The sequence below is a fragment of the Paractinoplanes atraurantiacus genome (assembly GCF_900215205.1).
In the GTDB taxonomy this organism is placed as follows: Bacteria; Actinomycetota; Actinomycetes; order Mycobacteriales; family Micromonosporaceae; genus Actinoplanes; species Actinoplanes atraurantiacus.
The window spans coordinates 15378-40098 of the sequence record NZ_OBDY01000032.1; the positions used below are offsets into that span (position 1 = coordinate 15378).

20 protein-coding genes, 1 tRNA gene and 1 pseudogene are annotated in these 24721 nt (G+C 69.6%); 15 read left to right on the forward strand and 7 right to left on the reverse strand.

The annotated features are described in order from the left end of the window. Window positions 1-139: 139 nt before the first annotated feature. Window positions 140-211, reverse strand: a tRNA-Lys gene (locus CRP55_RS43020). 142 nt (window positions 212-353) lie between these two features. Between CRP55_RS43020 and CRP55_RS43025 the strand changes: the two genes are divergently transcribed. The 8 genes and pseudogenes from CRP55_RS43025 (at window position 354) to CRP55_RS56585 (ending at window position 6308) form a co-directional block, all read left to right on the forward strand. Next, window positions 354-743 carry a TetR/AcrR family transcriptional regulator gene (locus CRP55_RS43025; protein WP_097327799.1) on the forward strand — a complete coding sequence of 130 codons (390 nt, stop codon included), beginning with the start codon at window positions 354-356 and terminating at the stop codon, window positions 741-743. Beyond that, window positions 730-1083, forward strand: coding sequence for a hypothetical protein (locus tag CRP55_RS43030; RefSeq protein WP_097327800.1), 354 nt, complete (start codon window positions 730-732; stop codon window positions 1081-1083). The genes CRP55_RS43025 and CRP55_RS43030 overlap by 14 nt, the downstream gene beginning before the upstream one ends. Window positions 1084-1142: 59 nt before the next feature. Continuing rightward, window positions 1143-2021 (forward strand): alpha/beta hydrolase family protein, encoded by an 879-nt coding sequence (locus CRP55_RS43035; RefSeq protein ID WP_097327801.1) that lies wholly within the window; start codon window positions 1143-1145, stop codon window positions 2019-2021. Window positions 2022-2092: 71 nt separating this feature from the next. Further along, the gene (locus tag CRP55_RS43040) at window positions 2093-2521 is read left to right on the forward strand and encodes a hypothetical protein (protein WP_143235333.1); all 429 of its coding nucleotides are present in this window, start codon (window positions 2093-2095) and stop codon (window positions 2519-2521) included. 32 nt (window positions 2522-2553) lie between these two features. Further along, entirely contained in the window at window positions 2554-3957 is a 1404-nt protein-coding gene (sthA, locus tag CRP55_RS43045) for a Si-specific NAD(P)(+) transhydrogenase (RefSeq protein WP_097327803.1), read from the forward strand. 235 nt (window positions 3958-4192) lie between these two features. Further along, entirely contained in the window at window positions 4193-4831 is a 639-nt protein-coding gene (locus CRP55_RS43050) for a CGNR zinc finger domain-containing protein (protein WP_097327804.1), read from the forward strand. A gap of 490 nt (window positions 4832-5321) precedes the next feature. Then, window positions 5322-5420 (forward strand): annotated as a pseudogene (locus CRP55_RS56580) (zf-HC2 domain-containing protein); the annotation flags it as partial. A gap of 318 nt (window positions 5421-5738) precedes the next feature. Continuing rightward, on the forward strand, window positions 5739-6308 hold the full coding sequence (locus CRP55_RS56585; protein WP_438865851.1) for a hypothetical protein: 570 nt from the start codon (window positions 5739-5741) through the stop codon (window positions 6306-6308). A 459-nt stretch (window positions 6309-6767) separates the two neighbouring features. Here CRP55_RS56585 and CRP55_RS43060 read toward each other — a convergent pair whose 3' ends face one another. The 3 genes from CRP55_RS43060 to CRP55_RS43070 form a co-directional block, all read right to left on the reverse strand. Next, window positions 6768-6998, reverse strand: coding sequence for a hypothetical protein (locus tag CRP55_RS43060; protein WP_097327806.1), 231 nt, complete (start codon window positions 6996-6998; stop codon window positions 6768-6770). 52 nt (window positions 6999-7050) lie between these two features. Then, on the reverse strand, window positions 7051-7503 hold the full coding sequence (gene mscL / locus CRP55_RS43065) for a large conductance mechanosensitive channel protein MscL (RefSeq protein ID WP_097327807.1): 453 nt from the start codon (window positions 7501-7503) through the stop codon (window positions 7051-7053). Between the two features lie 103 nt (window positions 7504-7606). After that, on the reverse strand, window positions 7607-7960 hold the full coding sequence (locus CRP55_RS43070) for an STAS domain-containing protein (protein ID WP_097327808.1): 354 nt from the start codon (window positions 7958-7960) through the stop codon (window positions 7607-7609). A gap of 189 nt (window positions 7961-8149) precedes the next feature. Between CRP55_RS43070 and CRP55_RS43075 the strand changes: the two genes are divergently transcribed. Genes CRP55_RS43075 through CRP55_RS43100 form a run of 6 tightly spaced genes read left to right on the forward strand, consistent with a single transcriptional unit; the run spans window position 8150 to window position 13744 of the window. Continuing rightward, complete coding sequence (locus CRP55_RS43075; RefSeq protein ID WP_097327809.1) at window positions 8150-8998, forward strand: STAS domain-containing protein; 849 nt, start codon at window positions 8150-8152, stop codon at window positions 8996-8998. Window position 8999: 1 nt separating this feature from the next. Continuing rightward, window positions 9000-9431, forward strand: a complete 432-nt coding sequence (locus CRP55_RS43080) for an STAS domain-containing protein (protein WP_097327810.1) — start codon at window positions 9000-9002, stop codon at window positions 9429-9431. Further along, on the forward strand, window positions 9428-9832 hold the full coding sequence (locus tag CRP55_RS43085) for an anti-sigma regulatory factor (protein ID WP_097327811.1): 405 nt from the start codon (window positions 9428-9430) through the stop codon (window positions 9830-9832). Before CRP55_RS43080 ends, CRP55_RS43085 begins: the two co-directional genes overlap by 4 nt. Next, window positions 9820-10860: an ATP-binding SpoIIE family protein phosphatase gene (locus CRP55_RS43090; protein WP_097327812.1), complete on the forward strand. Its 1041-nt coding sequence runs from the start codon at window positions 9820-9822 to the stop codon at window positions 10858-10860. Before CRP55_RS43085 ends, CRP55_RS43090 begins: the two co-directional genes overlap by 13 nt. Then, window positions 10857-12206, forward strand: coding sequence for a sensor histidine kinase (locus tag CRP55_RS43095; protein ID WP_097327813.1), 1350 nt, complete (start codon window positions 10857-10859; stop codon window positions 12204-12206). Before CRP55_RS43090 ends, CRP55_RS43095 begins: the two co-directional genes overlap by 4 nt. Continuing rightward, a complete protein-coding gene (locus CRP55_RS43100; protein ID WP_097327814.1) occupies window positions 12203-13744 on the forward strand; it encodes a SpoIIE family protein phosphatase in 1542 nt (513 codons plus the stop codon). The genes CRP55_RS43095 and CRP55_RS43100 overlap by 4 nt, the downstream gene beginning before the upstream one ends. A 51-nt stretch (window positions 13745-13795) precedes the next feature. On the opposite strand, the gene CRP55_RS43105 is transcribed toward CRP55_RS43100, so the two are convergent. Next, the gene (locus CRP55_RS43105; RefSeq protein ID WP_097327815.1) at window positions 13796-16798 is read right to left on the reverse strand and encodes an EAL domain-containing protein; all 3003 of its coding nucleotides are present in this window, start codon (window positions 16796-16798) and stop codon (window positions 13796-13798) included. 185 nt (window positions 16799-16983) lie between these two features. On the opposite strand from CRP55_RS43105, the gene CRP55_RS43110 reads away from it, so the two are divergent. After that, on the forward strand, window positions 16984-18588 hold the full coding sequence (locus CRP55_RS43110; protein WP_245923732.1) for a chitinase: 1605 nt from the start codon (window positions 16984-16986) through the stop codon (window positions 18586-18588). A 55-nt stretch (window positions 18589-18643) separates the two neighbouring features. Here the strand turns inward: CRP55_RS43110 and CRP55_RS43115 are convergent, their stop codons facing one another. Beyond that, window positions 18644-21673, reverse strand: coding sequence for an FG-GAP repeat domain-containing protein (locus tag CRP55_RS43115; protein ID WP_097327816.1), 3030 nt, complete (start codon window positions 21671-21673; stop codon window positions 18644-18646). 14 nt (window positions 21674-21687) lie between these two features. Next, window positions 21688-24714, reverse strand: a complete 3027-nt coding sequence (locus CRP55_RS43120; RefSeq protein WP_097327817.1) for an FG-GAP repeat domain-containing protein — start codon at window positions 24712-24714, stop codon at window positions 21688-21690. Window positions 24715-24721: the final 7 nt, after the last annotated feature.

Consider the following 24721-nt stretch of genomic DNA (forward strand, 5'->3'; position numbering starts at 1 on the left):
CCCAGCGCGCCCAGATCACCCAGCGCGCCCGGATCACGCAGCGCGCCCACCGTCACGTGGGGTCCGGGGGTCGCCCCCGGAGAAGGTATGACGAGTGGCCAGGCCCGCGCTCCCCGCGGGCACACTCCACCCCCACTCGTGGGCCGCCGGGGATTCGAACCCCGAACCTAAGGATTAAAAGTCCTCAGCTCTGCCATTGAGCTAGCGGCCCGCTGATCCATAAGGCTACCGGAGTGATTGCGGAGCGAGCATGCGGCTTTCCCTGTGGATGCCGGATCGAGGATCTTCAGGGCGTACAAGTTTGAGAATGCTCGTTCTTGACTGAACGTTCTCAAACCGTCTAGCCTGGTGGTGTGGGACGGCCTAGAGGGTTTGACGAAGAGGCGGCGGTGGTGGCGGCCGCGGCGTTGTTCGCGGGGCGCAGCTATGACGGGACCTCGGTGGACGACCTCGTGGGGCAGACCGGGGTCCATCGAGGGAGCCTCTACAAGACGTTCGGTAGTAAGCGGGGGCTCTATCTCGCGGCGCTCCGGCACTACGTCGACCGGGAGCTCGGTGAGCAGGGGGACCTTCGGTTCTTGCTGCTGGCGGCGGCGGAGCGGGCGCCGGTCGACAGTGAGGTCGCGGCCGAGGTGACCAGAGGGATCCGGCTGCTCGACCAGGGCGGCGGTGAACAGGCCACGACGATGGCGTTGGGGCTGAGAATTCGAGAGCTGGCGGAGGGGAAAGATGGCGGTCGTTGAGATCGAGGGTGGCTCGCTGGTGGTGCGGGTCCAAGGGCTGGACAAGCTGTGGGCGCTGAAGAGCAGCCTCACCATTCCGCTGGTGAATGTGCGCGGGGCGACCAACGACCCGGGCATCGTGAATGAGCCGAAGGGCATACGCAACGCGGGGACGAACATGCCGGGGGTTGTGGTGGCCGGCTCTTTCCGCCGCGAGGGGGAGCGGATCTTCTGGGATGTCCGCGATCCGGCGAAGGCCGTGGTCATCGAGCTGGCCGATGAGCATTACGCGCGGCTGATCGTGCAGGTGGAGGATCCGCGGGCGACGGTCGAGCTGATCGAGAAGGCCCTGACGCATTGACGGGAGCCGCTGCGTAGTCGAGTCTCTAGTGGAAACGGCGTTCCACGAAGGGAAACGACATGGTCCTACGCCGCGCCGCTCTGATCGCTGCCGCGCTCGTCGCCGGGGTTGCCATTGCCCCGGCGGCGGCCGAGGCGGCTCCGGCGGTCAGCTCCTACAGCACGACGATCAACGGTGATCAGGCCGACGTGTACTACCCGGTCCGCAAGGCCGAGGCGCCTGTCGTCCTGGTGCTCCAGGGCGCCAATGTCGACAAGTCGGCCTATTCGAACTTCGCGAGCGCTCTGGCCTCGTACGGCTTCGTCGTCGCCGTGCCGAACCACGCACGTAGCTTGGGCCCGACGACCGGCCTCTACCCGGATGCTCTTCAGGCGAACTGGACCGTGAGCTGGGCCGTGGCCGAGAACGCCCGGACCGGATCGCCGGTGAAGGGACGCATCGACACCGGCACGCTGCTGCTGACCGGGCACTCGTTCGGCGGAGCGGCGGGACTGGGAATCTCGACGGGGCTGTCGACGCCGCCCTTCACCGACGTGCCGGTGGCGGCGCCCGCGGAGCTCAAAGCGGCCGCCTTCTACGGCGCCAACTACAACATTCCGGTCGCCAACATCGTGCCGGTGGCGCTGATCCAGGGCAGCGCCGACGGCATCGGGCTGCCGGCCAAGGGCCTCGCCACCTATGAGGCGCTCCAAGGGCGGCCGCGGCTCTACGTGAGCGTGACCGGGGCCAACCACTACGGCGTCACCAACGCGCAGAGCCCGGCCGGCGCCATCCCGGACGCGTCACCGCAGACGCTGGCGCAGGCGACCGGTACCACGACGATCGCTCGGTGGACGGCCTATTGGCTACGTGCACAACTGGGCGATCCGGTCGGGCAGGCCTGGGTCAACGGGGTCGGCGATCTGGTCGACCAGAACGTGGAGACACGGAAGGATTAGCCTGCTCGGGCGCGGGAATGTCCGCGAACGGCCGCTGGTCGGGGCGTGCCCCGTGGGACAGTATCGGTAGCGTGACCGAGTACGACGCCGACCAACTGACCGCGGGGTTCCGCTCCATGACCATGCTGACCGCCCTCGTCGGGCGGGGAGGCCGGCCCGCGGCGGTGAGCCCGACCATCGCGCTGCGCGCCGCCGAGAAGCAGTACGGCTGGCTGCCGGTCAGGATCGGGGACCGCCAGCAGATCGCGGTCATCACCAACCTGCGCCTGATCCTCGCCGAGACCGAGGTTCCGCTCTGGGCGATCACCCGGATCAGGCCCGGAGACGCGCCCTTCGCGGTGGCGCTGGAGATCATCGGGCGGGAGGAGCCGCTGGTGCTCAGCGGGCCCTGGGTGCCATGGATGAGCGTGGTGATCTGTGCCGAGCTCTACGGCACGGCCTGGCCGCCCGCCTACGCTCCGGCGCCGGGAAACAATAGGGAAAATCTTGTGACGGCATAGACCGGGCCCTCCGGTACTGCGACGCTAAGTCCGTGTACGACTACGACCTGTTGGTGCTGGGCTCCGGGCCCAGCGGTCAGAAGGCCGCCATCGCGGCCTCCAAGCTGGGGCGCCGCGTCGGCGTCGTCGACCGCCGGGACATGATCGGCGGGGTTTGCATCAACACCGGCACCGTGCCGTCGAAGACCCTGCGCGAGGCTGTTCTCTATCTGACCGGCCTCAGTCAGCGCGATCTGTACGGCAGCAGCTACCGCGTCAAGGACGAGATCACCGTGAGCGATCTCGCCGCGCGCACGCAGCACGTGATCAGCCGGCAGACCGACGTCATCCGCAACCAGCTCGCCCGCAACCACGTCACGATGATCACGGGCGTGGGCCGTTTCGCCGACGCGCACTCGATCTGGGTCGACGGCGGCAGCGGCCGGGAGAGCAAGGTCAGCGCCGACAAGATCATAATTGCCGCTGGTACGAGACCCGCGCGACCGGACAGCGTCGACTTCGACGACCGGACGATCGTCGACTCCGACGGCGTGATCAACCTGCAGGCGGTGCCCCGCAGCATGGTCGTGGTCGGCGCCGGGGTGATCGGCATGGAGTACGCGTCGATGTTCGCCGCGCTCGGCACGAAGGTCACGGTGGTCGAGCGCCGCGAGCAGATGCTCGACTTCTGCGACGACGAGATCGTCGAATCGCTCAAGTATCACCTGCGGGACCTCAGCGTGACATTCCGTTTCGGCGAGGAGGTGGCCGCGGTCGAGCGTCACCAGACCGCCGCCCTCTGCATCCTCAAGAGCGGCAAGAAGATCGCCGCCGACACGGTCATGTACTCGGCCGGCCGTCAAGGGCAGACCGACGACCTGGCGCTCGAGGCGGCCGGGCTCAGCGCCGACCGGCGCGGGCGGATCGAGGTCGACGGCAACTTCCGGACGGCCGTGGACAACATCTACGCGGTCGGCGACGTGATCGGCTTCCCGGCGCTCGCCTCGACCTCGATGGAGCAGGGCCGCCTCGCCGCCCATCACGCCTGCGGCGAGCCCACCCGCGACATGCACCAGCTCCAGCCGATCGGCATCTACACGATTCCCGAGATCAGCTTCGTGGGCGCGACCGAGGACCAGCTCACCGACAGCTCTACGCCATTTGAAGTGGGCATCGCGCGGTATCGCGAGCTGGCCCGCGGCCAGATCGTCGGCGACTCCTACGGCATGCTGAAACTGCTGGTCGCGCCCGAGGACGGCAAGCTGCTCGGCGTCCACGTGTTCGGCACGGGCGCCACGGAGATCGTGCATATCGGGCAGGCCGTGATGGGCTGCGGCGGCTCGGTCGACTATCTGGTCGACACGGTCTTCAACTATCCGACGCTCTCCGAGGCGTACAAGGTGGCGGCGCTCGACGCTTCCAACAAGATCCGCAACATCACGAGAATCGACGGCTAGGGCCATTGATTTGCGTACGCTCGTAGCCTGCGTTTCCGCATTTTCGGACTTGTCGGAATCGCGGGCGGGCGGGAACGCGCGCTGCCGCGATTGTCCAAGGTGGCATCACGCGATCACCCCGCAGTGTGTCTAACCGGTACAAGAGGAGTGCCTCGGGCGATGAAAAACCGATCTCTAAGGGGGACCTAAGGTTCGGCAGGCATTGCCGTGAAAAAGAATCAAGTACCCTTCGGCTATGTCATGGATGGCCAGTGCCCGGCACGGCGTACGTGAGGCCCCCGCCGGGTTGGCCCTCCTTCAGGAGCTGCTGAACACGCGCGCACCCATGGCGTACGGCGTCGATCTCCTGCTCGACGCCGACGACGCGCAGCGCTGGCTGACCGAGGCGCTCGCCACCTGGTCGCGGGTCTCCGGCCTGCCGGCGCCGACGCTGCTCATCTCATCGTCCGACCTGCGGTCGCTGCGCCGGCTCCGGTCCACCTTTGAAAACGTGATCCTCGCGGGCGGTACGCGCGAGCCCTCCGGGGCGCTCCCGCCGGCGGACGTCCCGGTCAGCCTCGTCCCCGACGCCGACGGCTGGGTGCGCATCGTGCCCACCGGCCGGGGTGTGCGGTGGCTGGCGTCGGCGCTGTGGGCCGAGGCGCTGCTCGCCCAGCAGGCGGGGCTGTGGCCGCGGCTCAAACTGTGCAACAACTCGGAGTGCCGGGCCGCCTTCTTCGACACGTCCCGCAACAACAGCGGCGTCTGGCACGACGTCAGCACCTGCGGCAACACGGCCAATCTGAGGGCCTTCCGCGAGCGCCGTCGCCTGATGGGCGGCAGCGGCGCCCTGCCGCCGCGCCCTACGGTCCAGGGTCCGCCGAGCCTGATCTGAGAGTCGGTTTCGACCTGAGGTCAGCGACCTGATCCAGATTCCGCGGCTTTCGGGCTCCGTGCGGTCGCCGGTTTCCGCGCGACCTCCGGTTTTCGTGCGGCCTCTGTTCCTCGCGGCGCGGGACCGGTTGGGTGGTCGGGGTCCGTGCGGCATTCGGTCCTTGGCGCGGGATCGGTTGGGTGGTTGGGGTCCGTGCGGCATTCGGTCCTTGGCGCGGGATCGGTTGGGTGGTCAGGGTCCGTGCGGTATTCGGGCTTTGCGGGGCGGGATCGGTTGGCGGTCGGGATTTGTGCGGCATTCGGTTCGTCACCGCTGGGCAAAGGGCCCTGTTCGTTCTGGCCGCCAAGCCCGATCTGGAGGTGCTGCGACCGGTTTGCCTGTCAAGTACGCCGGCACCGTCACCCGCGTGACCTTGGCGGATGTCGCTAAGGGCAAGTTCTGAGGTCGAGGGCCCGGGAACTTCGGGGCCCTCCCGCGCGACTATGGATTCATGGGTTGTGAGCGGTGGCGGGAGATGCTTTCGGCGCAGCTGGACGGCGAGGACGATCCCGCCGACCGGCCGCTGGTCGATGAGCACCTGGCCGGTTGTGCCGGGTGCCGGGAGTGGCTGGACCGGGCCGCGGCGGTCAACCGGCTGACGAGCACGCGCATGGCGGTGGCACCCGACCTCAGTGAGGCGATCCTGGCCGCGCTGCCAGCCACGTCGCCGCGAGAGTCGTCGCAAGAGCCGAAGCGAGAGTCGTCGCAAGAGCCGAAGCGGGAGTCGTCGCGAGGGTCGAGGCGGGGGCCACTGCGAGAGTCGTCGCAAGAGCCGAAGCGAGAGTCGAGGCGGGGGCCGCGGCGAAAGTCGTCGCGAGAGCTGGAGCAAGGGCCGCTGCGAGGGTCGGTGCGGGCTTCCCTGGGAGGGGTGCTGCGGGGGGCTCTGCGAGGTGGGCGGGTCCCGGTCGCCGCGGCGCTCTTCGTGGCGCTTGCGGCCGTGGGGGCCGTGCAGCTCATCCTGGGGCTCGACCAGATCGGCGGTGGGGTCGTGGCCGGCGGGCACGAGCACACCGCCGCGGCCGCCGATCCCGGTCACCTGTGGCACGAGTCGGCCGCGTGGAACGTCGCGGTCGGCGCGGGGTATCTCTTCATCGCGCTGCGGCGGGTACGGCCGTCGGGGCTGGTGCCGATGCTCACCGCGTTCGTGGGGATGCTGGTGCTGCTCTCGGTCAACGACCTGTCCGGCGGGCGGGTCGACGCCACCCGGCTGGTCAGCCACGGTTTCGTGATCCTCGGCTACCTGCTGATCGTGACGCTTTCCCGCATTCCGGGCGGCTTCGTGAGCACGCCGCCCGGTGTGCGGTCCGGGGCCGGCTCGGGCTGGACCGCGCGCTTCGCCGACGAGGAGGAAGAGATCGAGCCCGCGCCTCGGCCGGGGCTGCGACTGGTCCCGCGCGGCCCGATGACCGCGCAGGAGGAAGAGCGGCGGGCGGCGTAAGACGGGGTGCGCCGCGCAAGGGAAGAGCGGTGGGCGACGTGCGTCGCGCGGGCGACGAGGGTTGGGTGACGTAAGGCGGGACGCGCCGCGCGGGAGGAGAGCGGCGGCTGAGCCAAGACCAGGGGCGCGCCGCGCGGAAGGAGAGCGGCGGCCGAGCCAAGACGGGGTGCGCCGCGCAAGGGAAGAGCGGTGGGCGGTTAGCACAGAGTGCGTCGCGCGGGCGACGAGGGTTGGGTGACGTAAGGCGGGACGCGCCGCGCGGGAGGAGAGCGGCGGCCGGGCCAAGACGGGGTGCGCCGCGCCAGGAAAGAGCCGCGCCAGGAAAGAGCGGTGAGGGGCGTAAGAGGACGCGCCGCGCCAGGAAAGAGCGGCGGGCGGGGCTGGTCCCGCGCGGCCGATGGCCGCGCGAGGAAGAGCGATGACCGCGGCCCAACACGTACGCCCGGCGGTCCGAGAGCGCTAGGAGCGGGGGCGTATGGAGAGCTCGCGCCACTCGTCCGGGCCGGCGAGCAGGGCGCGGACCGTGTCGAGGGCGGCGTCCTCCGACTCGTACTCGAAGAAATGCGAGACGCCGTCGGCGCCGCCCGCGCGCTGCTCGACGTACCACTGGTCGCCGCTCACCCGCAGGTAGACGTCCTTGCGGGCGACGCGGCCCCACTTACCGTTCCACCAGTGTTTACGCTGCTCCATCCCGGCAGCGTATCGAACATTTGTTCGAACGCTACCGGGTGGGTTGATCTTTTTATGAAACTGGGGGCTCCCGGTGACGGCCGAGCACGTCGTCGAGGGCGCTGTTCTGCACCTGGTGACCCTGGCCGCGCAGCAGCGCGTCGCGGATCTCGGTGAGCAGCTTGACCTCCTCGCTGGGCGCCTTCGGCGGCGGCTCCTCGCCGCGCCGGCGACGCTCGGCCAGCTTGTTGAGGGGGAAGACGACCAGGAAGTAGAGCACCGCGGCGGTCAGGAAGAAGGTGATGAGCGCGTTGATGAACGCCGCGTAGTCGAAGACGACGCCTTCTTCGGGCGACCACGTGCCCTTGAAGTTGCCCGAGCCCCCGGTGATCCACTTGATCAGTGGCTCGAGGAAGGACTTGGTGAAGCCCGACACGACGGCGGTGAACGCGGCACCGATGACGACGCCGACCGCCAGATCGACGACGTTGCCGCGCATGATGAAGTCTTTGAAGCCTTGGACCATTTTGCTCACGAGCGCTCCTGCGTACACCGAAGGGGTTCGTCCGGCAGCAGGTGCCCGCGGCCGGTCGGCGACAAACTACGCCGACCGGGCCAACCGGGGAAAGTCAGTCGAGCGCCGGCTCCTGCGCCGTCACGGCCTCGTCGACCGTCGGGTAGGTGCGCAGCACTTCGACCAGACCGCTGACCTCGAGGATGCGCAGCACCCCGCGCTGCGGGGCGGCCAGGCGGACGGTGCCGCCGGCGTCGTCGGTGCTGTTCTTGGCCCGGACGAAGACCGAGAGCCCGGTGGAGTCGCAGAACGACACCTGGGCCAGGTCGAAGACCAGACGGGTGCGGCCCTTCTCCAGCAGGTCGCTGATCTGGTCCTGAAGCTGGGGCGCGGTGGCCATGTCCAGCTCACCCGCGACCGACACGACGACCATGTCGGCGCGCTGTTCCGTTTGTACCGTCAGAGACATTCAGGACCTCCAGATTATGAGCAGAACGGTACTCCAACCCCGGGGCGATGCGCAGAACGGGGCGCGCCACCGCTTTATTTGGCTGACAGCAAGTATTAGTGGTCCCGATGGTAAAGTCCGCGCGTTGCACGCCGGACAGGCAAAGTTGCACGCGGGACCGGACAGAACAAACAGAGTCGGGAGGCAGCGGTGACGCTGACTGCGGAAGAGGCGGCTCGGTTCGCCGGACTGCTCGAGGACAACAGTGACGCCCTGGTGGCGACCTGGACGGAACGGGTGGCCGCCACCCTGCGGGGCCGGTTGAGCCACGCCGAGCTGCAGCGGCAGCACTCCGAGCTGCGTAAGGCCTTTCAGCAGGCGCTCTCCGGCGGAGCCCAGGCGATCGGCGACGAACCCGCGGCCGAGCTTCGGGCCCAGCTGAGCGACCTCTCCGCGAGCCGGGCCCGGCAGGGGTTCTCGGTGACCGAGACCGCGGTCAGCGTCTTCGCCTTCAAGGCGGCGGTGCTCACCATCGTCGACCAGGGTGGCGGCAGCGAGGCAGCCCTGCGCGACTACGTGGCCCTGTCCGCCTTCGTCGACGAGGCGGCCCTGTTCACCTCCGACAGCTACGTGCGCGTGCGCGAGGAGCTCATCGCCGACCAGGCCGAGCAGTTGCTCGAGCTCTCCACCCCGGTGGTCAAGCTCTGGGAGGGCGTCGTCGCCGTGCCGCTGGTCGGCACTCTCGACTCGGCGCGGGCCCAGGTGGTCATGGAGCGCCTGCTGCAGACGCTGGTCGACACCGGTTCGCCGTACGCGATCATCGACATCACCGGTGTGCCGGCGGTCGACACCCAGGTCGCCCAGCACGTGCTCAAGACCGTCGTGGCGGCCCGGCTGATGGGCGCCGACTGCATCATCTCCGGCATCCGGCCGCAGATCGCCCAGACGATCGTGGCGCTCGGCATCGAGTTCGGCGACATCGCCACCAAGGCCTCGCTGGCCGACGCGCTGCGCTACGTGCTCGGCAAGACCGGCCAGGCCAAGCGGCTGGGGCGCTGACGTGGAACGTGTTCCGGTCCTCAAGATCGGTGACATCCTCCTGGTCTCGATCCAGATCGACATGGAGGACCAGACCGCCCTGCAACTGCAGGAGGACCTCGCCGACCGGATCGTCGCGACCGGCTGCCACGGCGTGATCATCGACATCAGCGCGCTCGACATCGTCGACTCGTTCGTCGGGCGCACCCTGGCCAGCATCGCCTCGATCTCGCGGGTCCTCGACGCCGAGACCGTGGTCGTCGGCATGCGCCCGGCCGTGGCCATCACGCTGGTCGAGCTGGGCCTGCAGCTGCCCGGCATCCGTACGGCCCTGAACGTCGAGCTCGGCATGGACCTGCTGGCCCGCGAGCGCGCCGCCGACGACTGGGAGTTCGACGAGGGCGACGCCGAGGACGAGAGCGAGCCCGAGACGCCCGCGGCAGCGGCACCGTGAACCAGCAGGGCGAGCTGATCCAGGTCAATTCGGACCAGGACGTCGTACGGGTGCGGCAGCTCGTCCGTACTGTCGCCGTGGCCGTGAAGCTCTCGCTCGTCGACCAGACCAAGCTGGTCACCGCCGCGAGCGAGCTGGCCCGCAACACACTGGTCTACGGTGGGGGCGGCACCGTCGAGGTGACCACGGTCGACAACGGCCGGCGGCCCGGCATCCGGATAGTCTTCGCTGATCAGGGTCCCGGCATCGTCGACCTCGACCTGGCCTTCACCGACGGTTACACCACCGGCTCCGGACTGGGGCTCGGTCTCAGTGGCGCCCGCCGGCTGGTGGACGAGTTCGACATCGTCACCGCGCCCGGCGCGGGGACGAGCATTACCGTGACCAAATGGTGCCGATGAGCGGAGGCGCGGTGGCGTCGATACCCGAGGGACTCCTCGACGGGGGAGCCTGGTTCCGGGTGGAGGCCGCCGCGACCGCTTCCGCTGTCCGCCGGACGGCCGAGCGCCTGGCGGTCGAGATCGGCATGCCCGAGCGCAAGACCGCCGACCTCTCGATAGTGGCCGCCGAGGTCGCCGGAAACCTGGTCAAGCACGCCGACCAGGGCGTCCTGCTACTGCGTACGGTCCGCGCGGCCGGACAGGCCGGCGTCGAGATCATCGCGGTCGACAGCGGTCCCGGCATGGCCGATCTGGCCCGTTCGTTCGGTGACGGCCACTCGACCGCGGGCACGCTCGGCATCGGGCTCGGCTCGATTTCGCGCCAGTCCGACTGGTGCGACATGCACTCCGTACCGGGCAAGGGAACCGTCGTGGCCGCTCAGGTCTGGCCGGACGGCCCGCCCGAGCCGGCCTGGGCGGCGGGCGTCACCCGCCCGCTGACCGGCGAGCCGGTCAGCGGCGACGCGTTCGCCCTCCGTGACGCGGACGGGCGCCGCCAGATCCTCATGTCCGACGGGCTCGGGCACGGCGGGCTCGCGGCCGCCGCCTCCCACGAGGCCGTCCGCGTCTTTCTCGAGGCGCCCGCCGACCAGCCCTCCGGCATCGTCGAGCTGCTGCACCGCAAGCTGAATCACACCCGGGGCGCCGCGCTGGCCGTGGCCGAGCTCGACGCCGAGGCCGGCGTCGTCCGCTACGCCGGCCTCGGCAACATCTCCGGCACGGTCTTCGCGCCCGGCGGCGCCCGGCGCGGCATGGTCTCGCTGCCCGGCATCGCCGGCCATCAGCGGCGGCAGATCCGGCAGTACGACTATCCGCTGGAGCCCGGCTCGGCCGTCGTCATGCACTCCGACGGCGTGGTCGACCGCTGGAACCCGGCGGACTACCCCGGCCTGCTCACCCATTCGCCGGTGGTGCTGGCGGCGACGGTGCTCCGCGACGCGGGCGTGCGCCGCGACGACGCCGGCGTGATCGTGGCCCGGCTTCCATGACGGACGGGCCCGAGCAGCTGATGAAGATGCGCCTGCGGGTGGCGCAGGACATTTTCGCGGTACGCCAGCTCGGCCGCGAGGTGGCCCGCGAGGTCGGCCTCGAGCAGCAGGACCAGACCCGTCTCGCCACCGCCCTGAGCGAGGTGAGCCGGGTGATGTTGTCCGGCGCCCGTGATGCCGATGTGACGTTCATGGTCCAGCGTGACGGGGTACCACCCATGTTGCAGGTGACGGTGGAGAGTCCGGTGCCCGGCGACGCCGCGCGGCTGAGGCCCGAGTTGGCGCAGGCCGGCCGCCTGGTGGACAAGATGGAGGTCACCGATGCCGGAAACGGTACGGTCGTATGGATGGCTCGACGGTTGCCGGCGAGTACGCCGAGGTTGACCCCGGACCGGATGGACGAGATCCGCGCCGGGCTGGCCGAGCATGTCCCGGGCAACCCGATCGACGAGCTGAACCTGCAGAACCAGCAGCTCATCGCCGCCCTGGACGAGGTGCGGGCGCAACGTGACGACCTGGCCCGGCTCAACGCCGAGCTCGAGGAGACCAACCGCGGCGTGATGGCCCTCTACCACCAGCTCTCCGAGGAGCTGGAGGAGACCAACCGCGGCGTCGTCGCCCTCTACGCCGAGCTCGACGAGAAATCGGTGCAGCTGGCCGCGGCCAGCGAGGCGAAAAGCCGGTTCCTGGCCAACGTCAGCCACGAGCTGCGGGCGCCGGTCACCGCCATCATCGGGCTCGGCCGGCTGCTGGGCGACGAGGCCTCCGACGATCTGACCGAGGAGCAGACCCGCCAGGTCGACCTCATCCGCGGCTCCGCCACCGACCTGCTCTCACTGGTCAACGACCTGCTCGACCTGGCCAAGGCCGAGGCCGGCCGGGTCGAGGCGACCATGGCCGACGTCGATCTGAAGGCCGTCTTCGGACAGCTGAGGGGCACGCTGCGGCCTATGGCGACCCGGCCCGAGGTCGGCTTCGTGGTCGAGGAGCCCTCGGTGCCGTCGATCCGTACGGACGAAGTGCTTCTGGCCCGGATCTTGCGCAACCTGCTCACCAACGCGCTGAAGTTCACCGAGTCGGGCGAGGTGCGGCTGAGCGTGCGCCGGATCGGCGACGACGCGGAGTTCACCGTCTCCGACACCGGCACCGGCATTCCCGAGGAGCTGCACGAGCGCGTCTTCGAGGAGTTCTACCAGGTGCCCGGCAGCAAGCCGGTCAGCGGCAAGGGCACGGGTCTGGGTCTGCCGTACGCCCGCCGGCTCGCCGGCATCCTGGGCGGCGCCCTGCGTGTCGCCTCCACACCCGGTGAGGGCAGCACGTTCACGCTGTGGCTGCCGGTCTCATGAGCTCCGCCGGCACCACCGTCCTCGTCGTCGACGACAGCGCGACCAAGCGATATCTGCTGGTGAGCTGGCTGACCCGCGCCGGTTTCACAGTGCGGCAGGCGGAGACGGGCGGCGAGGCGCTGCGGATGCTGCCCGACTCGGGCGTCGACCTGGTGGTCCTGGACGTGAAGCTGCCCGACATGAGCGGTTTCGACGTCTGTGAACGGATCAAGACCGACGCCGAGTACGGCGCGTTGCCGGTCATCCACGTCTCGGCTCACGCCGTCGACGTCGTCGACCGCACGCAGGGCCTGAACCGGGGCGCCGACGCCTATCTGGTGGAGCCGATCGAGCCCGACGAGCTGATCGCCACCGTGCAGGCGGTGCTGCGGTACTACTCGGCTCGCCGGCGCGCCGAGACCCTGGCCACCCGGCTGGTACGGCTGGCCGAGGCCACCCTCGAGATCAACTCGGCGCCGACGCTGGCCGGCCTGCTGACGGCGGCCGCCGAGGGCGCCGTCGACATCTTCGGCGGACCGGTCGTGGTGGTGGCCGAGACGGCCGACGGTGAGAGCCTGGCCGCTTGCGGCTCTCCGCCGGAAGTGCGCCGGTGGTCACCCACGTCGCGGGAGGTCGCGGTCGGTTCCCTCGTACGCAGGGAGGAGCCGTCCGACTGGAATCTGGCCGAGTGGCCCGAGGGCGACACGGTGGCCGTGGGCGCCGCGCGCCTGCGAGCCGATCGCCCACCGGTCTTCGTGGCGGTGCCGAGCAGCTCGCAGACACCCGGCTTCCCGGTGCTGCGCCAGCTCTCCCAGGCGGTCGCGGCGGCGGTCGAGGCCCAGCGCTCGTACGACGAGGAGCACCGGATCGCGGTCACCCTCCAGCGCAGCCTGCTCCAGTCCCGCCTGCCCGACGTGCCCGGCCTGGAGCTGGCCATGCGCTACGAGCCGGCGGGCGCGCAGACCGAGGTCGGCGGCGACTTCTACGAGCTGACCATGCTCGAGGGCCGGCTGCTGGTGGCGATCGGCGACGTCGCCGGCCACTCGCTGCACGCGGCGACGGTCATGGCCGAGGTCCGGCACGCGGTCCGGGCGTACGCGGTCGAGGGCCACCCGCCGGGCACGGTGCTGAGCCTGGTCAACCGCTTCATGCGCACGGTCCTGCCGGCCGAGTCGGCCACCATCTGCCTGCTCACGCTCGACCCGGCGACCGGCAGCGTGCGCCTGGCCAGCGCCGGCCACCTGCCGCCGCTGCTGCACACCCCGGACGCCGGCGCCCACTTCCTTCAGCCTCGCGGCCCGCTGCTCGGCATCAACGCGCCCCGCCCGGACGACCTGGAGTTCGTGCTGCCGCCGGGCGGCACGCTGGTGCTCTACACCGACGGCCTGGTCGAGCGCCGCGACGCCGACATCGACGTGGGCCTGACCGCCCTGGCCGAGGCGGCGGCGACGATCGAGCCGGACCTGGACGATTTCGGCCGCCGCCTGCTGACCCAGCTGGGTGGCGACGGGCAACAGGCCGACGACATCGCTGTCGTCGCCCTGCGCCGTCGCCTCTAGATCCCTGCCGAGCCGCCGACGCGGGCGGGAGGGCGTTGCCAGCCGCCGGCGCTACCAGCCGCCGACGCCGGCCAGGACGCGCTCCACCGGCACCGGCTTGCCCAGGTAGAAGCCCTGCCCGAACGGCACGCCGCAGGCCACGAGGGCGTCGCGCTGCGCGGCCGTCTCGATGCCTTCGGCGATGACGGTGCAGCCGTGCTGCTCGGCGAACTCGACCAGCGCCCGGATCGCGGCCTGCCGCGCGGTCTGGTGCTCGACGCCCTCCAGCGAGTCGACGCCCAGCTTGAGGAAGGCCGGCCGCAGCGTCTCGACCATGGACAGGGTCTCGTAGCCCGCGCCCAGGTCGTCGACGGCGACGCGCACGTTGCCGCCGAGCCGGCTGAGTTCGGCCGGCGCCTCGGCGCCGACCTCGAGGACCAGGGGACGCCGCGCCTGGTGGAGCAGCGGTGCCAGGTCGTGCGGGCGGCGCAGCAGGTCGGCCGAGACGTTGATCGCGAGCCAGGTGCCGTTGGGCAGGGAGGCCGAGGACGTGATGGCCGCCTGGACCAGCGCCGCGTCGAGCGCGACGTGCACGCCCCGCTCGGCGGCCGCCTCCAGGGCCTCCCGCGGGTTGCTGCCGTCGGCGAAGCGGGTGAGCGCCTCGTACCCGGCGACATGGCCGTTGATCATGTTGTAGATCGGCTGGAAGACCGTGAAGAAGCTGAACTCCTCGAACGAGTGGGCCCGGCTGGACGACGATTTGTCGGTCTTCCAGGCGCCGGCGTCGTTGCGCTGGAGCCGTACGGTCGTCTGGCCGGCGGCGGCGCCGTGCTCGTGCCGGTAGTGCAGGACGGTCGCCCAGTCACCGACCGGGGCCGTCTTCTTCGGCGCTTTCTTCTTCTTGCCGGTCTTCTTCGGGGTGACCGGCCGGATCAGCCAGTTGCGCAGGTGGGTCCACAGGTCGACGACCGTGTTGCCCAGGCCGACGAAGGCGATCATCGCGTACAGCGAGAGGATCAGGTTGAGCCCGGCGAAGACCAGGTTGTTCCACTGGTGAAGCTGGATGTCGTGCACGACGGTGTAGACGCAGAGCGCGACCAGCGCCAGGGGCAGGATGAGATAGCTGGTCGCCGCCGTCGTGCGGTCACGCACCTTGGGCGTGCGCTTGAACGCGCTCTTTTCGCCGGTGAGCAGCTGGAGCAGCGAGGCGATGCTGCCCGACAGGTTGACCGGCAGCAGGATCAGGTTGAAGCCGTAGATCCGCAGCATGTCCGACCGCTTGTAGCCCAGGTGCTTCAGGTCGGCCGCCATCATCAGGAAGTACGGCACCGAGACGAGCAGCAGGATCGGGTTGAGCAGCTCGTTGTTGAACGGGTAGGCCAGCATGACGATCAGGCACACGGAGCTCCAGAAGATGGAGGCCATGTAGTTGACCCGCAGGAAGTACTCGCCGAAGCGGTTCTTGTCCTCGCGCTTGGACTTCGCCCGGAACTGGTCCTTGAGGCGCGACAGGATCAGCAGGCCGCCGTTGGCCCAGCGCTGCCGCTGGATGCAGAGCGAGCCGAAGTCGGGTGGGGTCGCGCTGTAGGCGAGCCGCTCGGGGTAGTTGTGCAGCGACCAGCCCCGTACACCGAGGTCGATCGTCGATTCGGTGTCCTCGATGACCGTACGGTCCTGGATGTACCGCTTGATCTCCCAGTCGCCCTCGTACGAGACCTCGCAGATCTCGTCCAGGGCCTTCTTGCGCAGCACCGCGTTGGCGCCGACCCAGAACGTGGCGCCGTAGTGCGTCATGCCCTGATGGACGATGTACTGAATGTCCGTCGTAGCGCCCGAGATGCGCTCGATGCGGGTCGCCGAGCCCGGATAGGCGCTGTACGGAGTCTGCGCCACCGCGTGCTGAGCGTAGGCACCTTGTTCGAGCAGATGGACGAGCCGCAGCGCGTACTCGGGAAGCAGAACGCTGTCGGCGTCGAGGGTCAGCACGTAGTCGGGGTCGGGGACGACCAGGTCGGCCCGGTTGGGGCCCGCGGTCACCAGCGCGGTGCCCATCGGGGTGCTGATCTCCTGATAGGCGCCGCCCATGAGCCCGATGTAGCTGTTGAGGTTCATCGCCTTGTTCGGCTCGTGCGACAGCGACACGTACTTCTTGCGCTCGAAGCTGGTGACCTGCGCGTCGAAGATGGCGAGCAGCCGCTTGTAGAGCTGGTTCATCCGGGCCAGCGGCAGCGTGACCTGCTCGTCGGCGCCTTTGTGCAGGGCGCCCGAGATCTGGCCGAGCTCCACGGCCAGCGGCTGGAGGATGTGCTCGACGAAGAACGTGTCGGTGTGGTCGACCATCTCCTGCCGGGCGCCGAGGTCGTAGAGCCAGTCGGAGGCGAACCGGTATTCGTCGGCCAGCCGGCGCATGTCCTCGAGGACCACGAGATAGCCGCCGCGGTACCGCACCTGGTCGTCGAAGCTCGCGAAGGCGGTCGAGACGTGGTGGTACGGGACCTTGAGCTCGGTCTCGATCCGGCCCGGCAGCGCGCGGGCGGCGAGGAGCATGTCGCGGGCGGCCCGGGTCTTGGGCTGCCGCGGGTCGTCGATGAGAAGGGTCACCCGCAGGCCGGGGTATTCCTGGAGGGCGGCCGACAGCAGCGTGGTGCGGTTGGTGCGCTCGTCCTCCTGATATGACGGCACCAGAACGGTCACGGACGGCGTCTTCCCGCCGATGAACTCGTCGAGCATGATCCGGGGCGCCCGCTGGTGGCCGCGTCCGCGGTAGAAGTAGCCGATCCGCGTGATGAGGTAGGCGATGGCGGAGGCGGCCAGGCCGGTGACGACGAGCATGTAGACGATCGCCTCGATCCCCAGCCGCACGCTGGACGCGTGACCGGCGATGAACTGCTGGATGATCGTGTATGTGATGTAACAGGCCCAGACCGTGATGGTCACCACGATGGCGAGCCGGCCGCGGGTGATCCTGCCTTCGGAGACCGGTGACGGAACGATCGGATGAGGTTCCGTCCTCCGGTCGGCTCCCCATTGGCGCTGGGCGTCCGGCTTACGCCGGTCCGCCGGTGTGCGTGGCATGCGTTTTAGGGCCCTTCGGTGCGAATTGCGTCGACACCGCACGGCGGCGTCCGGCGGAATTGTCGTTCCAAGATCAAGTTTTGACGCTCGGATGTCCAGATTGGACGTCATCGTCTGTTTGCCCGATCGCGCAAAAGGCGGGGGTGCGTCAGCGTGTGGCGACTCGAAAACTCGAAAGGCCATACATGACGGACCGCGCCACACACGTAGCCGTGCGGCCGGAGTACGACCCGCTCGCCGACCCGAACTGGCAGGAACCGGAGCAGCCGCGCAGCCGGCTCTCCTGGCCGCGACTGGGCATCCTGGTGCTCGTCCTGGCCCTGGCCGGCGTCGGCGGCACCCTCGAGGTCATGCACCTGCGGAACACGTCCGGGCCGACCGCGAAGTCCTGGGCGGTGCCGTACGTCGACGTCACGCTGACCCCGACCTTCCAGTTCCAGGACCCCACGGCCAACCCGGCCAACGACGTCGCGCTCGGCTTCGTCGTCGCCGACCCGCAGAGCCCGTGCACGCCGAGCTGGGGCGGCGCCTACACCCTGGACGGGGCGGCCTCGTCGCTCGAACTCGACCGCCGCATCAACCAGCTGCGGCAGGCCGGCGGCGACATCACCCTGAGCCTCGGCGGCCTGGCCAACAAGGAGCTCGCCGTCGCCTGCACCGACCAGGACCGGCTCACCGGCGCGTACCGCCAGCTGATCAAGCGGTACGACGTGAACACCCTCGACCTTGACATCGAGGGAACCGCCGTCGCCGACCAAGCGTCCCTGCGGCGGCGCGTCACCGCGGTCGCCACGGTCCAGAAGGAGCGGGAGAAGGACGGCAAGCCGCTCGCCGTCTGGCTCACCCTGCCGGTCACCCCGAACGGCCTCACCGACGACGGTGTCGCTCTGGTCCGCGGCATGCTCGAAGGCGACGTCGCCCTGCGCGGCGTCAACGTCATGACGATGGACTACAACAACGGCGACAAGAACCCGGACATGCTGGCCCTGAGCACGAGCGCGCTCAACGGCACCCACAAGCAGCTGTCCGACCTCTACCTGCGCCTCGGCCAGAAGCTCACGTCGCCGCAGGTGTGGTCCCGCATCGGGGCCACCCCGATGATCGGCCAGAACGACGTCGACACCGAGCGCTTCACGCTCGACGACGCCGCCGGCCTGGCCAGGTTCGCCGTCGACAACGGCCTCGGCCGGGTCTCGATGTGGTCGATCAACCGGGACGCACCCTGCCGCGGCACCTTCGCCAACGTGGTGGTGCACTCCAACACGTGCAGCGGCGTCGACCAGGACGCGCTCGCCTTCTCGAAGGTCTTCGCCGGCCTGCCCGGCAAGGCCGCCACCGGCGGCAGCGCCGACTCGGTGGAGATCCCCGACCAGGCCGCCACCGTCGACGACCCGAAGACCAGCCCCTACCCGATCTGGCGGCTCACCGCGATGTACGTGGGCGGCTACAAGGTCGTCTGGCACGGCGTCGTCTACGAGGCCAAGTGGGCCAACTCCGGCCTCGACCCGTCGGCGGCGCCGGCCGCCGGCACGCAGAGCGCCTGGTCGGTGATCGGCCCGGTCAGCCCGGTCGAGAAGGCGCCCCGCCCGGTGCCGACGGTCACCGGGGTCAAGCGGATCTGGGCCCCCGGCATCCTCTACCAGCGCGGTGCCCGGGTGATGTCCAACGGCCTGCCGTACGAGGCGAGGTGGACCACCAAGGGAGAGACCCCGTCGACCGAGTTCCCGATCGACGCCGACGACCCGTGGAAGCCGCTGTTCAACGTCCCCGGCGAACCGGTGATGAACTGAGAAACAGACGCCGCCCGCGACCTCGAGGTCGCGGGCGGCGCCTGTTTTTTGCAGATCAGTAGAGGGCGGCGTACTTCTGGTAGCCCGTCCCGACCAGCTGGAGGGCGCCGAAGCCGCCCTTGCCGTTGCCGAGCTTGCGCCACAGAACGCCCGCGCTGTTGCGCATGAGCAGGTCGTTCTTGCCGTCTTCGTTCAGGTCACCGGCCCCGATGATCGTGTTGAAGCCCAGGTAACCGCTGCCGATCAGATGCATGCCCGGGGTGAAGCCACCCTTGCCGTCGCCGTACCAGGCGTACATCGTCGTGCCGTAGATCGCGATCAGATCGGCCTTGCCGTCACCGGTGATGTCGCCCGGACCGACGAAACGGGAGACGCCCTTGTAGGTGCCTCCATAGGCCGCGGACGAGCTGAAGCCGCCCTTGCCGTTGCCGGTGAAGCGGAACAGGCGCCCGGTCGAGGTCTCCCGGGCGAGCAGGTCGGAGACGCCGTCGCCGGTGAGGTCGCCGGTGTGCACGATCTGGTTGAAGCGGTTCCAGTTGCCCGGGACAGCCACCGAGGTCTGAATGTCGAAGGCCGGACGGCCGTATCCGAGGTAGACCCGCATGGTGCCGTTGGCGAAGCGGACCAGCAGGTCGTTCTTGGCGTCGCGGTTGATGTCGCCATAGGGCACGAGTGCGGTGATCTTCGAGCGGTTCCAGGTCTCCGTCGCGCCGTTGGAGTCGCGCAGAGCGGCCGTGGACGGGCTCGACGCCAACCAGTGACCCGCACCCGACGGGAGGACGCCCAGCACCGACGGGAAGCCGAAGCGGTCGATCGCATGCAACGTGGGTGTGCCGAAGGAGAGCAGGAACGAGCCCGAACCGAGTGTCGTCGTGCCCGACACCAACTGCCATCGGTAGGTGCCGCTCGTCGCCCGCTTGCCGCCCACGAGGCCGTTCCAGGAGACCTGGCGGGTGACAGGAACGGCGCCGGTGGTCGAGTCGTACACGACTTTGCCGGTCCGCGCCTGGGTGATGATGACCCGCGACGCCGTCACCGGGCGGGTGAACCGGAACCTGACCGACCATACGCTGGGAGTGGTGGTGCCCTGCTCGTAGGTGAAGTCGTACTCGGTCCAGACCGCCGGGGCCGAGGGCGTGACACCGGGGTCGACGATGTGCACGGCGTTGTCGCTGTCGACCCAGGCCACGTCGCCGCCGAACTTGTCGACGGCCCAGTTCACGTTGCGGTCGTCGGCCAGCGGGCCGCGGTCGAAGGTGGCCAGCGTGGCCGGTTCGCCGAGCTTGCCGCCGGTGATCTCGTAGCGGACGAGCGTGCCGTCGGCGTTGTGCCGCACGACGTAGTTGTCGCCGAGCAGGTACTGGCCGGCCGGCAGCGCGATGTTCGCCTTGAGGGTCAGGTCGTAGACGCCGGCCGGGCCGGTGGCCCCGCACGCCCAGTAGAGGTACTTCGCGGTGGCCTGGACCTCGGTGGCCGTGCAGGCCGAGCCGGTGGTGACCGTGGCGCCGGCCGTGGCCGGATCGTTCGGGCCGATCGGCAGAGTGAAAGCTTGCAAGGTGCCGGCCTTCGTGGCGCGCCACAGGGTGCGGAACCACAGCGCGGCCCCGGTCACCGGTCCGGAGTAGACGACGCCGTTGCTGTTCAGATCGACGTACTGCGTCTTCGGGTTGCCGCCGTTGATGAGGGTGTACCGGTAGGAGGCGTCGACGACGCTGCTTCCGGTCGACGGGATGGCAAAGCTTGACCCGGTCTGCCCGCCGTCCTGGTAGTTGAGGGTCGTTCCGCTGATCCACGGCATGCCCCAGTCGTGGCCGCCGAGCGTCCGCACGCAGGCGGCATCGGTCTCGCACGGCTGAGGGGGATCGGGGAACGCCTTGTCGTCGGTGCGGCCGGTGACCCCGCTCGGTCCGATCGAGTAGCTGTAGGGGTGGTAGCCGATGGTTCCCTCGCCGATCGGCTGGGACGCGGTCACGTGACGCAGCCGGCCCGACGAGAGCGAGACCCCGGCGTTCACCGTGGGCGCTATGACCGGCGTGACGACCTCCTGGCCCTCGGCCGTGACCTTGCGCAGCGCCCAGTCCGAACCGTCCCCGGTGCCACCGGCGAAGAGGACGCTGTCGGGGCCCTGGGTGAGTGTCGACAGGCGCGTGTTCGCCACCGGCGTGGGCTTGGCGCCGTCCGGGGTCTGGCGCTGGACCTTCAGCCAGCCGTTCTCGGCGAACGACGACACGGTGATCAGGTCGTCGCCGGCCAGACCGAAACTGGGGGACACCGCCGCCACCGTGAAGACGGTGGCGGCGGAGTCGGTGCCGTCCGTGATGCCGTCCCTCGAGAATGTGCGCACAGCTGGGCCGGTGAACAGGCCGACGCGGTCCCCGGAGAGCACGACCTTGAGGGCCACGGCCGACCCGGGAATCGGCGCGACCCTGCTCGTGGCGGCGTCCAGCAGGCCGTACTGATATCCGGCCGAAGTGTGAAACCGCAGCACGGCCGCCCGGTCGTCGCCGGTTTCGATCCGGACCGCGTTGGTGCCGTCCGGAACCCCGGTGACCAGCGTGGTGGTGTCGGAGCCGTCACCGGCCGGCCGCCGCAGCTCGATCTGGAAGTCGGGGCGGACCTGGAGCAGGGCGTCGCCGACCGGCCGAGCGTTGTAGACGCTCCCGTTGAAGGGCAGGTCGACCCGATGCCAGGTCATGGCGTCGAGATCCAGCGTCCATCGCAAGGTGGAGGTGACCGGACGATCTGCCGTCGACACCAGGACTTCGACGGTGTCGCCGAACAGCCCGGCGACTCCGCCCGAGGGAACGTTGGTCAGGGCCGAGACCACGACCGACCGTCGGTCGGAATATCTGGTCCACAGCCAGGGGGACGTGCTCGTGCGCCGATGCAGGACGCCGGTCTTACCGGCGAAGGCGACCGAGTTGTTGAGGCTGGTCTGGTTGGGCGGACCTTTCTCGGCCGGCACGACTGTCACTTCGTGAGGGGTGGTCGCGGCCATCGCGGGGGCGGGGACCGAGGTCCCCGCCGCGGCCGCGAGGGCACCGCCGACCATCGCCGCGAGGGTGCGGCGGTAGGCGTTCTTCACTTTGTTTCCTGGGGTTAGTAGAGAGCCGCGTACTTCTGGTAGCCGGTCCCGACCAGCTGGAGGGGGCCGAAGCCGCCCTTGCCGTTGCCGAGTTTGCGCCAGAGCTGGCCGGCGCTGTTGCGCATGAGCAGGTCGTTCTTGCCGTCTTCGTTCAGGTCACCGGCCCCGATGATCGTGTTGAAGCCCAGGTAACCGCTGCCGATCAGATGCATGCCCGGGGTGAAGCCACCCTTGCCGTCGCCGTACCAGGCGTACATCGTCGTGCCGTAGATCGCGATCAGATCGGCCTTGCCGTCACCGGTGATGTCGCCCGGACCGACAAAACGGGAGACGCCTTTGTACGTTCCCCCGTAAGCGGCCGAGGAGCTGAAGCTCCCCTTGCCGTTGCCGGTGATCCGGAACAGGCGCCCGGTCGAGGTCTCGCGGGCGACCAGGTCGGAGACGCCGTCCCCGGTGAGGTCGCCGGTGTGCACGATCTGGTCGAAGCGGTTCCAGTTGCCACCGACCGCCTGCGACGTCTTGACGGCGAAGGAGGACTGGCCGTAGCCGAGGTAGACCCGCATGGAACCGTTCTTGTAGCGAACGAGCAGGTCGTTCTTGAAGTCCCTGTTGATGTCGCCGTAGGGCACGAGCGCGGTGATCTGCGAACGGTCCCACGTCTCGGTCCAGCCGTTGTCCCGCAGGGCGGCGGTGGACGGTGACGAGGCCAGCCAGTGCCCCTCGCCCGACGGGCGGACCCCCAGCACCGACGGGAAGCCGTTGCAGTCGATCGCATGCAGGGTCGGCGCGCCGCAGAGGAGGTTGAACGACCCCGAGCCGAGCGTGGTGCTACCGGTGATCAGCTGCCAGCGGTAGGTGCCGCTGGTCGCGCGCTTGCCGGCCTGGAGACCGTCCCAGGCGACGCGGCGGGAGACGGGCAGGCGGCCGGTGGTGGAGTCGTAGACGACCTTGCCGGTCCGCACCTGGGTGATGATGATCCGCGACGCGGTCACGGGCTGCGTGAACCGGAAGGCGGCCGACCACACGCTGGGCGTCGAGGTGTTCGGCCAGGACACGCCGCTCTCCTCGACCCAGATCGCCGGGGCCGACGGCGTGACGCCGGGATTCACGATGTGCACGGCGGTGCCGCTGTCGACCCAGGCGACGTTGCCGCCGAACTTGTCGACCGCCCAGTTCACGTTGCGGTCGTCGGCCAGCGGGCCGCGGTCGAAGGTGGCCAGCGTGGCCGCCTCACCGAGCTTCCCGCCGGTGACCTCATAGCGGACGAGCGTGCCGTCGGCGTCGTGCCGCACGACGTAGTTGTCGCCGAGCAGGTATTGGCCGGCCGGCAGCGCGATGTTCGCCTTGCGGATCAGGTCGTAGACGCCGGCCGGGCCGGTGGCGCCGCAGGCCCAGTAGAGGTATTTCGCCGTGGCCTGGACCTCGGTCGCCGTGCAGGCCGAGCCGGTCGTGACCGTGGCGCCGGCTGTCGCCGTGTCGTTCCGGCCGGCGGGCAGGGTGAGAGCCTGGAGCGTTCCGGCCTTCGTGGCCCGCCAGAGGGTGCGGAACCACAGTGCGGCGCCGGTCACCGGTCCGGTGTAGACGATGCCGGAACTGTCCAGATCCACGTACTGCGTCTTCGGGGTTCCGCCGTTGATCAGCGTGTACCGGTAGGAGGCGTCGACGACGGCCCCTTCCGTCGAGGGCAGGGCGAAGACCGACCCGTGCTGCCCGGAATCCTGGAATTTGAGGGCGGTGCCCGTGATCCACGGCATGCCCTGGTCGTGGCCGCCGAACGTCCGCACACAGGCGGCGCCCGCCTCGCACGGCACCGGAGCACCGAGGAACGCCGCGTCGTCCGTACGGCCGGGAACTCCGATCGTGTAGCTGTAGGGGTGGTAGTCGACGGCCGCCTCGCCGAGCGGCTGGGACGCCGTCACCTGGCGCATGCGGCCCGACGAGAGCGAGACCCCGGCGTTCACCCGGGGCGCCGCGATCGAGGCGACGACCTCCTCGCCGTCGGCCGTGGCCTTGCGCACCGCCCAGTCCGAACCGTCGGACTGCTCGGTTCCGCCCGCGAAGAAGACACCGTCGGAGGCCTGGGCGAGGGTGGACACGCGGGCGTTCGCCACCGTCTTGGGCGTGGCGCCGTCCGGGGTCCGGCGCTCGACTTTCAGCCAGCCGTTTATCGCCCACGCCGAAACGGTGATCAGGTCGTCGCCGGCCAGGCCGAAACTGGACGTGGGCGCCGCGAAGACGGTGGCGGTGGCGTCGGTGCCGTCCGTGATGCCGGAGCGGGAGTAGGTGCGCACGGTCGAGGACGTGGAGGAGTACAGGCCGATGCGATCCGCGGACAGCACGAACTTGTCGACCACTGACGACCCGGGAATCGGTGCGACCCGGCCGGTGGCCACGTCCAGCAGGACGTACTGGAGCACGGTCCCGGTGTAGAACTTCAGCACGGCCGAACGGTCGTCGCCGGCCTGGATCGACAAGAGGGTGGCGCCGTCGGGGATGCCGGTGACCGGCGTCGTGGTGCTGGAGCCGTCCTCGGCTGTCCGCCGAAGCTCGGCGACCCGGTTACCCGGGCGGACCGCCAGCAGCGCGTCACCGATCAGGCGTTCGTTGGAATACGCCCAGGGGTACGGCAGGTCGATCCGATGCCAGGTCATGGTGCCGAGGTCGAGGGTCCAGCGCGTGGTCGACGAGACCGGATGACCGGTCGTCGGCGCCTGGACGTCGATGGTGTCGCCGAACAGGCCGACGGCGGAGCCGGTGGGAACCTGCGCCAGTTCGGGAACGGAGACCGTCTTGCGGTCGGAGTATCGGGTCCACAGCCAGGGCGAGGTGGCCGTGCGCCGGTGCAGGACGCCGGTCTTGCCGGCGAAGACGACGGAGTTGCTCAGGCTGGGCTGCGCGGGCGGCGTTTTCACGGCCGGCACCACGGCGACTTCATGAGGGGTGGTCGCGGCCATCGCAACGGCGGGAACCGAGATCCCCGCCGTCGTCGCGAGCGCGCCACCCACGATCGCCGCGAGGGTGCGGCGGTAGGCGTTCTTCACTCTTATG